The organism is Microcoleus sp. D2_18a_B4, from assembly GCF_036702475.1.
GTDB lineage: Bacteria > Cyanobacteriota > Cyanobacteriia > Cyanobacteriales > Microcoleaceae > Microcoleus.
Genome location: NZ_JAUBTL010000013.1, coordinates 125462 through 136145, shown reverse-complemented (window position 1 = coordinate 136145; position 10684 = coordinate 125462). Strand labels below are relative to the sequence as shown.

Genomic DNA, 10684 nt, shown 5'->3' with positions numbered 1-10684 from the left:
CACTCTTTGTGGAACAGGCATCTTGCCTGTTGTTGAGAATTGTGGAACAGGCATCTTGCCTGTTGTTGAGAATGGTATGGGCAGGCAAGATGCCCACCCCACAAGCAGATTCACTCTTTGTGGAACAGGCATCTTGCCTGTTGTTGAGAATTGTGGAACAGGCATCTTGCCTGTTGTTGAGAATGGTACAAGATATTAGTTCGATCGCACAAAGTGCCGCGGCTTCTGCTACGCTGGGCGTGCCGACTTGTTTGACTACAATATTTGAAGGATTGGGGACTTCTACGGAACTTAAAATGTCAGCAGCAAAAGTTTTTAACGGCCAGTTTCGCGCTTGACAAAGTTCCAGCAAGCCGACTTCACCTGCTTTAGTGTCTATTGTAGCAATACCTGCGATCGCACTTTCCGCTAAATGATAACCGCGACATACATTTTGAATCGCAGTTTCGATTAATTCTCGCCCTGTTCCGCGTTCACAACCTATCCCTATCCACAACACTCTCGGATGCCACTGAACTTTTGGCAAAACAGATTCCGGCGAAAATCTTCTCTGGGTGAAACTAATCCAAATTCGGGCTTTGATAGTGCATAGATTTTCCCCCTCCCAATACAAAGAATGTTTTTCTGGCAGACTGTTTTGCCACAAAGTAGAACCAACTTCTTGAATTACTTCTACAGTTTCCCCTCTAGCCATAGCCGCCGCCACTCCTGTCCAGTCACCTTCGCCGCGCCGCCAGCCGCTGGGAATGTCTAGCATATCTAAAGTAAATTTATCGCTCATTATTCAGTTATCTATTCTGTAGTTTCACTGATCCCGCAATCTTAAAAAAAACTTAACACTCTGTTTAGTGAAAATTTTGGTAAAATTGTAGCGCAAACTACAAAAAATCCAACATTTAAGATGGTAGAACTAAATCAGTTACTGTTAGAGCTTGAAAGCAACCTCAAATGGGAAGGACTTATAGAAGAATGGACACAACGCCGGGAAAGTTGGGTGAGCGATGTGGCAGCATCAGTTAACCTGACATATCTAGCAGAACTGCTAGTTGAATTGGAATCTAACTTGCAGTGGGAATCGGTGGATATTCAGTGGCAAGAGCGCCGGGAAAGTTGGGTAGAAGAATGTCTGGGAGCATCGATTGTTCAAGAAGTATCAAGTTTATTGCTGGAACTTGAAACCAATATAAATTCTGAAGCTATGGCTGATGAATGGCAGCAGAATCGGGAGACTTGGGTACAGCAAATGCACAATTTCAACCAGTAGTTTCGACGAGTCAGAGCCTGTAAATATTGCGTTTTCCGGCTCTAAAATTTCCCAATGACTAATGAGTAATGACTAATTATTCATCTTTCTGCAAAAAAACCCCATTCAGAAAAATATCAGCGAGTCCTTCAGCCATTATAGCAATCCTAAATGAATCGTAAAAAGATGTAGGGGTAGTGCCCCCGTGCCTACCCCGGCCTCATGGGGCAACCACGGGGGGTTTGCCCCTACAAGAATTACACAAATGATTTAGGATTGCTATACCTGCATTTGCTGCCGAAAAGCATTCGGCTCCCTAATCGTATTTTGACTGAAGGGCGCGACTGCAAACATTCCCAAAAATACCTGAGCGACAATCTTCGGATTCATCTTTGGATAAACTTGTTTTTCCCTCGCCGTTTCCAAAAAAGCCTCAGCAAAATTGCTCATTATAAAAAACCAACAGTCTCAATCAATAAAATTTGTACCATTATAGCACAAACTGCAAACAAGACAAAATTTAATATGGTAGAACTAAACCAATTACTGTTAGAGTTTCAAGCCCACCTAAACTGGGACGCAGTGAGGGAAGAATGGAAAGAACGTCGCGACTGTTGGATGAGCGAGGTGTCAGCAGCAAGTGACGAAAAACACCTAGCCAAATTGCTAGTTGAATTAGAATCAAATTATCAGCGAGAAGCGGTACAAAGTCTCTGGAAAATGATCCGTGAAAGTTGGGTAGAAGAATGTCATATAGCATCGACGCTGGAAGAAGTATCAAGTCTCTTGCTGGAACTTGAAAGCAATACAACTTGGGAAGTAGTGACGGATGAATGGCAGAATAATCGGGAGAAGTGGGTACAGCAAATGTACCAATTTATAGAGTAATAATTCACTTACTCAAAATCCACTTTCATGGTGAATGATGTCCCTTCTGTGCGGTTGATTCTCTCGCTTCCGTCAATTACTTTAAATCCCGATCGCTCGTACAAACTCAGGGCTCGATTCGAGCTTCTGACACTCAGGGATACCGATCGATAAGATGCTTTTGCTGCTGACAACAAACGAGCCAGCAACTGCGTTCCTACACCATGATTTGTATATTCTGGAAGAACGGCGATCGCCAATTCCGGGATAGTATCGTCAACCCAGCCAAACCCCTTGTCATCCTCTGTAAACAAACGCAGCCAGGCGGCTCCTACTGGCTGGCTGTCGTTCAATTCGATCGCTGCGAAGCCCAGATCGTTTGCACGTCCCCAATTCTTCACATATTTCGCAATTAAAGGATGATTGACAACCGCTTGCACCGTTGATTCACCTTCTTCTGCCATGTGCGCCGCTTCATACAGCATTTGCCACAGAAAAGGCTCGTCTTCCTGCGTTAGCGGCCGAATAGAATAGTCCAAAATTTTGCCCATAACAACTTTTCCCTGTTGCCCTAATTATTCATCTTTCAGCAAAACCCCATTCAGAAAAATATCGGCTAATCCTTCAGCCATTTCCTGCATTTCCTGCGGCGAAGCATTTGGCTCCATAATCGTATTTTGACTGAAGCCCGCGACTGCAAACATTCCCAAAAATACCTGAGCGACAATCTTCGGATTCATCTTCCGATAAACTCCTTTTTCCATCGCCGTCTCAAAAAAAGCCTCAGCAACATCGCTCATTTTTCCGATGACTTCCAACTGAATTCTGTCGCGCAAATCCGGGTGAAATTGCGCCTCCAAAAAACACACCCGCATCATGTCGCTATTCTCGCGGATATTCAGCATCCGTCGCCGCATCACCTGAGCCACTGCTTTGTAACTGCCCATTTCGCTTAATTCTGTCAGCAAATCCGTCAGCAACTCCACCCATCCTTCCGTCGCCACCTCAATCAAAATCGCTTTTTTATTATCAAAATGCCGAAATAGCGTACCCTCGGCCACCCCCGCCGCCGCTGCTAAATCGCGAGTTGTCGTGCCGTCGTATCCGCTGCGGGCAAACAACCGCTGAGCTGCTTGTAAAATCCGCTTCTTGGTTTCTGTTTCAGAAGGAGGAGACTGATTAAAAATTCGCATGGCTTTGCAATCGGTAATTTGCGACTTGGAACTACGGGTTCGGGACTGAAGCGCTAAATAATGTTAAGTTTTAAGTTGTGCGCGGCTTTTATCCCAAACTTAAAACTCCTCGCCGGGCCCCAGACCCTTTTTGAGATTTGCTGTATCAGCCTAACATCTGCGGCGCAACAGATCGCTTATGCCTCCAAAAATCTTTATCCTGAGAAAAGAATCTCTGGCCACCGAGCACAAACATTTTTTTGTTTGACAATCCAAAATCTAAAATCTAAAATCTAAAATCGAATGACCCCGCAGTTCCAAAAACCCCGTGAAGCGAAGCTATCCCGTAGGGAATCGCCCGATCGCCAAACTCGATTCATTGCCTCCCTGCTAGCTGCTGTACTGCTGTGGTGGGGAATTTCGCCGGAAATCGCCCTCGCCCGCCCCAACCCCGCTAGCGGCTCCCAAGCAGTCTCTGTTCAACCGTCGCTCGATCGAGTAATCAGCCAAGTCAGCGAATTTAGGCTCGACAACGGCATGAAATTCATCGTACTCGAAAGGCCCAGAGCGCCCGTAGCATCGTTTCTGATTCACGCCGATGTCGGGGGCGCCAACGAACCCGACGGCCAAACCGGAGTCGCTCACTATCTCGAACATTTAGCCTTCAAAGGCACGCCAAAAATCGGCACTACCGACTACCAAGCCGAAAAGCCGCTGCTAGAAAAACAAGACCAACTTTTCGAGCAAATGCAAGCAGCCAAGGCCAGCGGCAAAACTGAAGAAGTCGCCCAATTAAAAGCAGAATTTGACAAAGTTGAAGCCGAAGCTTCGCAATTTGTCAAGCGCAATGAACTCGGCAAAATAGTCGAACAAGCAGGCGGAGTCGGACTAAATGCCGCTACTTCCACCGACGCCACAATGTATTTTTACAGCCTCCCAGCTAATAAGTTAGAAATGTGGATGTCGCTAGAATCCGAGCGATTTCTAGAACCAGTATTTCGGGAATTTTACAAAGAAAAACAGGTAATTTTAGAAGAGCGCAGGCTGCGAACCGAGAATTCTCCGATCGGACAAATGGTTGAAGTTTTTGCCAACAAAGCTTTCTCTGCTCATCCCTACCGCCGCCCCGTAATTGGCTACACTGAAGACATTAAAAACCTCACCCGCAGCGACGTGCAGAAGTTTTTCGACACTCACTACGTCCCCAGCAAGCTGACTGTTGCGGTGGTAGGAGACGTGAAAGCTTCGGAGGTGAAGCGACTCGCTCAAATTTATTTCGGCCGTTACAAGGCTTCACCAGCCCCTCCAGAATTGCAGATTGTCGAACCTCCCCAAACGCAAACTAAGGAAGTCACGCTGCAATTAAAAACTCAACCTTGGTATTTGGAAGGATACCACAAACCGGCGATGAATCATCCCGACAATGCAATTTATGAAATGATTGGTTCTTTGCTCAGCGATGGCCGCACTTCTCGGCTCTACAAATCTTTGGTAGAACAACAGCAATTGGCGCTGGCTGCTCAAGGTTTCAGCGGTTATCCGGGGGAAAAGTATCCGAATTTGATGTTATTTTACGCTCAAACTGCTCCAGGCCGCACGGTTGATGAAGTAGCCTCCGCTTTGAGCAAGGAAATTGAGCGCCTGAAAACAGAGCCGGTTTCTGCTTTGGAATTGGAGCGGGTGAAAACTCAGGCGAGAGCCGATTTGTTGCGATCGCTCAATTCTAATATGGGCATGGCATTTGCGCTGGTGGACTATCAAGTAAACACCGGTTCGTGGCGAAATTTGTTCAAGGAATTGGAGGCGATCGCGGCTGTTACTCCCGCTGACATTCAGCGTGTCGCTCAGGCAACTTTCCGCCCGGAAAATCGCACGATTGGTAAGCTTTTGCCGCTTTAAGGAAGTCAGTTGGCAGTTGGCAGTTGTCAGTTGTCAGTTGTCAGTTGTCAGTTGGCAGTTGGCAGTTGTCAGTTGGCAATTGTCAGTTATCTGTTGTCAGTTGTCAGTTGTCATTTATCTGTTGTCAGTGGTGAGCTTTTCCGCGAACAGCCAACAGCGAACAGTCAACAGCGAACAGTCAACATTTGTCAGAATGTATAACTTAGGAGAAAGAATGAAAAGGACTAAATTGAGACTGAAAAAAGTAAAGTTATTTCTGCTATCGCTTTGCTTTTTTACTGTTTCACTGGGCACGTTTAATTTGTTACCTTCCTTTGCGGCGGCACCCAAACACTACGACGAATTAACATTTCCCCCGCTGGCAGAAATTAAACTGCCTAAATACACTCGCTTCGAGCTGAAAAATGGCATCCGGGTGTATCTTATGGAAGACCGGGAACTCCCGTTAGTCGGGGGAACGGCGCTATTTCGCACGGGCGAGCGCTTTGAACCTGCCGATAAAATCGGACTCGGAAGTTTGACGGGAGAAGTGATGCGAACTGGCGGCACGAGCCGACATACGGCTGATGAACTAAATCAGTTGCTAGAACAGCGAGCAGCTTCGGTAGAAACGGGGATTGATGTTAGTTCGGGCAGCGCTAATTTTAGTGCTTTAGCTGAAGATTTGGAACCCGTATTTGACTTATTTGCGGAAGTGATTCGGGAACCAATATTTGCTAAGGAAAAGTTGGATTTAGCGAAGAACCAAACTCAAGGTGCGATCGCCCGCCGCAATGACGATCCTAACGATATTACCGGCCGCGAGTTTGAAAAGTTAATTTATGGCGATCGCAGTCCTTACGCGCGCACGGTAGAATACAAAACCCTCGCCAATATTTCCCGCGACGATTTGGTGAGTTTCTACCAGAAATATTTCCACCCCAAGAATATGATTTTGGGTATTTCTGGCGACTTTGATACAGCTAAAATGCGATCGCTCGTCGAGCAAAAATTCGGCAACTGGCAACCGAGTCAAAGTGCAGAAGTGCCGCCCTTACCAACGGTATCGCCGGCAAATCAAGGTGGCATATTTTTGGTAAATCAGCCGCAATTAAGTCAAAGTTACGTGCAAATTGGACATTTGGGCGGAATGCTCAGCAGTCCAGATTACGGTGCTTTGGACGTGATGAACGGGGTTCTCAACGGTTTCGGTGGCCGTTTGTTCAATAACGTGCGATCGCGCCAAGGTTTAGCTTATTCAGTATACGCAGCTTGGAGTCCGAGATATGACTATCCGGGGGTGTTTGTAGCTGGAGGCCAAACGCGATCGGATGCCACAGTACCGTTGATCCAGGCAATTCGCGCCGAGATCGATCGTATCCGCACCGAACCAATTACCCCGGAAGAATTAGCTTTTGCTAAAGATTCCACCCTAAATTCTTTCATCTTCAAATTTGAAAATCCCAGTCAAACTTTGTCGCGATTAATGCGTTACGAATACTACGGTTATCCCGAAGATTTCATTTTTCGCTACCGCCGCAGCATCGAAGCCGCAACAATTGCCGACGTGCAGCGCGTAGCCAAGACTTATTTGAAACCGGAGAATCTGGTAACATTAGTAGTTGGAAATACGGAGGCAATTCAACCGCCGTTATCGAGTTTGGGAACTTCGGTAAAAGTGCAATCTGTTGATATCACAATTCCCCCAGCAACTTAATTTATTTGTGATTATGAGTCGCTGATCCGGGTAAGGACACGGCAATGCCGTGTCCCTCCTCTTTTCCCCACGATCCTCAACTAAAAATCAATACTCAAAGGCGCTCTCGGAAACGGAATCACATCCCGAATATTCCCCATTCCCGTCATAAACTGCACTAACCGTTCAAATCCCAAACCAAACCCAGCGTGAGGCACAGTACCGTAGCGGCGCAAATCCAAATACCACCACAATTCCTCCTTATTCATACCCTGGGCTTCCATGCGCCGCTCCAACACATCCAGCCTTTCTTCCCGCTGCGAACCGCCGATAATTTCCCCAATATTAGGAGCCAAAACATCCATTGCTCGCACGGTTTTCTCGTCCTCATTTAAACGCATATAAAATGCTTTAATCCCGACGGGATAATCGCTGACAATTGTCGGCTTTTTAAACAAGTCCTCAGCCAAATAACGCTCGTGTTCCGACTGCAAATCCAAGCCCCAACTTACCGGAAAATCAAACTTTTTGTCTGCTTTTTCCAAAAGTGCGATCGCCTCCGTATAAGTAATCCGCTCGAACTGATTATTAATGATATTTTCAGCCGTAGCCAAAACCGTTTTGTCAATGCGCTCGTTGAAAAACTCCATATCTTCCGGGCAACGATCCAAAACGTATTTAAAAATGTACTTTAAAAACGCCTCAGCCAAATCCATATCTCCCTGCAAATCGCAGAAAGCCATCTCCGGTTCAATCATCCAAAACTCCGCCAAATGCCGCGAAGTATTAGAATTTTCCGCTCTGAAAGTAGGACCAAAAGTGTAAACATTGCCGAAAGCCATCGCCATAACTTCCGCTTCCAACTGGCCACTAACTGTTAAATAGGCGCGCTTTCCAAAAAAGTCTTTAGCATAATCAACCTCTTGCGAATCAGTGCGCGGCACATTCTTTAAATCAAAGTTGGTAACGGCGAACATTTCCCCCGCCCCTTCGCAGTCGCTAGCAGCAATAATCGGAGTGTGAACCCACAAAAACCCGCGTTCTTGAAAAAATTGGTGTACCGCCGCCGAACAAGCATTGCGGACTCGAAAAACAGCACCGTGGGTGTTTGTGCGCGGCCGCAAATGCGCGATTGTCCGCAAAAATTCAAAGGAATGTCGCTTTTTTTGCAGCGGATAAGTTTGCGGGTCTGCATCGCCGTAAACTTGTACTTGTGAGGCTTTCAACTCAATTCGCTGTCCTTTTGCTGGAGATGCTACCAGCACTCCCGACACTTCTAGAGATGCACCTGTATTCAGTTGTTTCAGTACATTTTCAAAGTCTGGCAAGTCGGAATTTATGACTACTTGCAAGTTAGCCATCGCCGAACCATCGTTGACTTCGACAAAGGCAAAATCTTTCAATTCGCGCTTAGTGCGAACCCAGCCTTGAACAGTTACAGTTTCCTCGGGTTCACCTGCGCGCAAAATCGCTGCTATTCGTTGATTTGTCATAATATCCACTCCTGTTTATTTAATATTTTGCACCATATTTCTCTCTTTTCTCTTCCTCTGCGCCCTCTGCGCCCTCTGCGGTAAATAAAAAAATCAAAAATTCTAACTCCAACATCCTTCAACCTGCATAGGATTTCAAAATCCAACCGATCAAAATGCCAAGCCCCCCAAAGCGAACTGCTTGCCAAAAAGGTTGTTTTATGCTTCCCCAAGAAAACAGGCTGCTTTCTAAATTCAACTCGATAGTTTCCAATTCTTGCTCAATTTCCCGCAATTCTTTTTTGAGTTCGGGCAATGGATTTCGGCGCCCCGACTGGCGGATTTCTTCGCGGCGATGGCCGAGTTCGACTTGGCGCTGTCGATCGACCTGGATTTGAGTGTACCGTTCTTTGACTGCTGCGAGCGATCGCTCAACTGCTGCGAGCGCTTGAACAAACTCACTTTCTTGCTCTTCGGGATTTAACTCTGACGGCTGTTGAGGCATTTCGATCTGCAAACCTGACAATAATAATAAAAAAAACCGATTTCCAATTAAGTTGTTATTATATGCAGTATATTTTCTAAATTAAGGAACTCTAGCCAAATAGAGATAAGTATAGCAACTTTATCGGCATTTAAAACGTTTTTAATTGCTGAAACCATTGATTTTATCGCATTTTCCTTCTTCCTTCTTCCTTCTTCCTTCTTCCTTCTTCCTTCTTCCTTACCACCTATGCTTGAAACTACACAAACAACCCAAACTGTCAACCTCAACGAGCTGAGCACGGTAGAACTAGCCCAAGCTCTCGCCGCGCGCCTCGCCATCCACGAAAAAGATTGGCACCGCCTCAAAGCCAACCGTTCCGCGCGGGCCTGCGAGCAAGCTGCGGCCGCTTTGGTCTTTTTGCTCAAAAAACAGCCCGAAGAAGCTCTCCCGCGCTTAAACCAAGCAGCAGGATGGCTGGATCGATCGATATCTGCTCCTCCCTGCCCCACCCACGGCAAATAATTTTGAGTTTTGAGTCTTGAGTTTTGACTTGATTAGTAGCTCAAAACTTAGACAATCGCGCCGCTCGATCGAGCAGCGCGATTGTGAGTTCAAAAGATTTATACTTTTTTAACTCAAAACTCACATTTTGCATTATGATCAGCTATTAATAGCCATAGCGTTCAAATTCTCACTGCAAGCTTGAGCCCGAAAACGAAAAATTTTCCAGGTCGAGCTGAGGTGAAAACTGCTGCCCAATAGGGGTGCTAGCGCAAGCCCGGCAGCCGGTAGGGACTGGCAAGTTCTTTGCACAGCCGTAACTCTGTACCTTCAGAATTCCACTCTACCCGATCGAATATTTGGTAAAGAATAAACAACCCCCTACCACATTCCTGTTCCACATGGGGTAGTCCAGAGTTATCTGCAACCTCCTCTGCGAGGAGACTGTCGCAATCATCGGTATAAAGGTTGCAACTGCAAGGGGCCTTAAAGCCAGAACCTTCATCCGATATCACCCACCAATATTGGTTTTGGACGATCGAAAAACGGACTCCCACAGTTTTACCGGGATCTAATTTGTTTCCATGCTTAGCAGCATTTACCAAAGCTTCTTGAAGCCCCAACCGCAATTCCGCTTGCCAGAAATCTGGCACCTCTGCTAGGAGCAGATCCAAAATAGGACAAAGGTATAGAGTAGAAGCGAAGCTAATCGTAATCCAATTGCGTCCGACGGGACGAGGTGAAATAGCAATCACTCAGAAAACTCCCTAACTTTCAGGTGGATAAAGTTCACACCCTGCATAGTTGGCTCCCTAGTATTCAAAATGCTAATTAATTGAGCGGCGCTGCTCTACTTCTATCTTAGAGTATCAAAGCAATTAAGAACAGCAAACAACGTCACAAAATATTCTGCGATTCTGAGAAACTTCTGCAGAGAACCATCAGTAATTCTACTTATAACTTCTTCCAGTAGCGAAATTTTTGAGGTCGGCTTTTGCCAACTAGCAACCAAACGGCTGGCTGCATCCTCCAAGCCATTAACAGCTACCTAACAAACGATCCCCACGTTGAAAAGCTCGGAAATAACTATAAAAAAGTCGATCCCTTCACCCTCGCCCATCAGGTTCGACCCTAGCAGCCGCTGCTTTGCGCCATCGCCCAGAACTTGATGTTGCCGCCAAACAGCCAAATCATCATACCTAGGTATGTTGCAGCCCAAACCCGATTTATTTTCCCAAATGCGATCGGGCAACATATCTCCCATTGCTGCGCCCCTCACAAAATCAATATTCGTTACAAAACTTATTAAGCCTGAGTGGCGGCGAGCGCGAGAGCCCAACTCGCCCACATTGACCTATCCTTTGCTGG

General features: G+C 46.3%; 13 protein-coding genes. 5 read left to right on the top strand and 8 right to left on the bottom strand.

Going from position 1 to position 10684, the window contains the following annotated elements:
• A partial coding sequence (locus tag QUB04_RS10730; protein WP_333283995.1) for a cobalamin biosynthesis protein occupies positions 1-781 on the bottom strand: 781 nt, incomplete at its 3' end.
• A 120-nt stretch (positions 782-901) separates the two neighbouring features.
• Here QUB04_RS10730 and QUB04_RS10725 point away from each other — a divergent pair.
• On the top strand, positions 902-1264 hold the full coding sequence (locus QUB04_RS10725) for a hypothetical protein (protein WP_333283993.1): 363 nt from the start codon (positions 902-904) through the stop codon (positions 1262-1264).
• Positions 1265-1522: 258 nt separating this feature from the next.
• Here the strand turns inward: QUB04_RS10725 and QUB04_RS10720 are convergent, their stop codons facing one another.
• Positions 1523-1693 (bottom strand): hypothetical protein, encoded by a 171-nt coding sequence (locus QUB04_RS10720; protein WP_333283991.1) that lies wholly within the window; start codon positions 1691-1693, stop codon positions 1523-1525.
• A gap of 75 nt (positions 1694-1768) precedes the next feature.
• Here QUB04_RS10720 and QUB04_RS10715 point away from each other — a divergent pair, with 75 nt between their 5' ends.
• Positions 1769-2131 (top strand): hypothetical protein, encoded by a 363-nt coding sequence (locus QUB04_RS10715; protein ID WP_333143275.1) that lies wholly within the window; start codon positions 1769-1771, stop codon positions 2129-2131.
• An 8-nt stretch (positions 2132-2139) separates the two neighbouring features.
• On the opposite strand, the gene QUB04_RS10710 is transcribed toward QUB04_RS10715, so the two are convergent.
• Together QUB04_RS10710 and QUB04_RS10705 are read right to left on the bottom strand one after the other, a co-directional pair.
• Positions 2140-2661: a GNAT family N-acetyltransferase gene (locus QUB04_RS10710; RefSeq protein WP_333283989.1), complete on the bottom strand. Its 522-nt coding sequence runs from the start codon at positions 2659-2661 to the stop codon at positions 2140-2142.
• A 24-nt stretch (positions 2662-2685) separates the two neighbouring features.
• Entirely contained in the window at positions 2686-3303 is a 618-nt protein-coding gene (locus tag QUB04_RS10705; protein WP_333083393.1) for a TetR/AcrR family transcriptional regulator, read from the bottom strand.
• A gap of 282 nt (positions 3304-3585) precedes the next feature.
• Here QUB04_RS10705 and QUB04_RS10700 point away from each other — a divergent pair, with 282 nt between their 5' ends.
• Together QUB04_RS10700 and QUB04_RS10695 are read left to right on the top strand one after the other, a co-directional pair.
• Complete coding sequence (locus QUB04_RS10700) at positions 3586-5181, top strand: pitrilysin family protein (RefSeq protein ID WP_333283987.1); 1596 nt, start codon at positions 3586-3588, stop codon at positions 5179-5181.
• 214 nt (positions 5182-5395) lie between these two features.
• Positions 5396-6877, top strand: coding sequence for a pitrilysin family protein (locus QUB04_RS10695; protein WP_333284009.1), 1482 nt, complete (start codon positions 5396-5398; stop codon positions 6875-6877).
• Between the two features lie 80 nt (positions 6878-6957).
• Here the strand turns inward: QUB04_RS10695 and asnS are convergent, their stop codons facing one another.
• Together asnS and QUB04_RS10685 are read right to left on the bottom strand one after the other, a co-directional pair.
• Positions 6958-8349, bottom strand: coding sequence for an asparagine--tRNA ligase (gene asnS, locus QUB04_RS10690; protein WP_333283985.1), 1392 nt, complete (start codon positions 8347-8349; stop codon positions 6958-6960).
• 118 nt (positions 8350-8467) lie between these two features.
• Positions 8468-8833, bottom strand: coding sequence for a DUF2203 domain-containing protein (locus QUB04_RS10685; RefSeq protein WP_333103059.1), 366 nt, complete (start codon positions 8831-8833; stop codon positions 8468-8470).
• A 228-nt stretch (positions 8834-9061) separates the two neighbouring features.
• On the opposite strand from QUB04_RS10685, the gene QUB04_RS10680 reads away from it, so the two are divergent.
• Complete coding sequence (locus QUB04_RS10680) at positions 9062-9337, top strand: DUF6439 family protein (RefSeq protein WP_006631172.1); 276 nt, start codon at positions 9062-9064, stop codon at positions 9335-9337.
• Between the two features lie 245 nt (positions 9338-9582).
• On the opposite strand, the gene QUB04_RS10675 is transcribed toward QUB04_RS10680, so the two are convergent.
• Positions 9583-10071: an anti-sigma regulatory factor gene (locus QUB04_RS10675; RefSeq protein ID WP_333283983.1), complete on the bottom strand. Its 489-nt coding sequence runs from the start codon at positions 10069-10071 to the stop codon at positions 9583-9585.
• 293 nt (positions 10072-10364) lie between these two features.
• Positions 10365-10595 (bottom strand): hypothetical protein, encoded by a 231-nt coding sequence (locus tag QUB04_RS10670; RefSeq protein WP_333283981.1) that lies wholly within the window; start codon positions 10593-10595, stop codon positions 10365-10367.
• Between the last annotated feature and the right edge of the window lie 89 nt (positions 10596-10684).

Excerpts from the sequence above, each read along its gene's own strand:
- QUB04_RS10680 (WP_006631172.1), top strand. The coding sequence starts at position 9,062 with ATGCTTGAAACTACACAAACAACCCAAACTGTCAACCTCAACGAGCTG.
- QUB04_RS10720 (WP_333283991.1), bottom strand. The coding sequence starts at position 1,693 with ATGAGCAATTTTGCTGAGGCTTTTTTGGAAACGGCGAGGGAAAAACAA.
- QUB04_RS10710 (WP_333283989.1), bottom strand. The coding sequence starts at position 2,661 with ATGGGCAAAATTTTGGACTATTCTATTCGGCCGCTAACGCAGGAAGAC.
- QUB04_RS10725 (WP_333283993.1), top strand. The coding sequence starts at position 902 with ATGGTAGAACTAAATCAGTTACTGTTAGAGCTTGAAAGCAACCTCAAA.
- QUB04_RS10700 (WP_333283987.1), top strand. The coding sequence starts at position 3,586 with ATGACCCCGCAGTTCCAAAAACCCCGTGAAGCGAAGCTATCCCGTAGG.
- asnS (WP_333283985.1), bottom strand. The coding sequence starts at position 8,349 with ATGACAAATCAACGAATAGCAGCGATTTTGCGCGCAGGTGAACCCGAG.
- QUB04_RS10695 (WP_333284009.1), top strand. The coding sequence starts at position 5,396 with ATGAAAAGGACTAAATTGAGACTGAAAAAAGTAAAGTTATTTCTGCTA.
- QUB04_RS10685 (WP_333103059.1), bottom strand. The coding sequence starts at position 8,833 with ATGCCTCAACAGCCGTCAGAGTTAAATCCCGAAGAGCAAGAAAGTGAG.
- QUB04_RS10715 (WP_333143275.1), top strand. The coding sequence starts at position 1,769 with ATGGTAGAACTAAACCAATTACTGTTAGAGTTTCAAGCCCACCTAAAC.
- QUB04_RS10705 (WP_333083393.1), bottom strand. The coding sequence starts at position 3,303 with ATGCGAATTTTTAATCAGTCTCCTCCTTCTGAAACAGAAACCAAGAAG.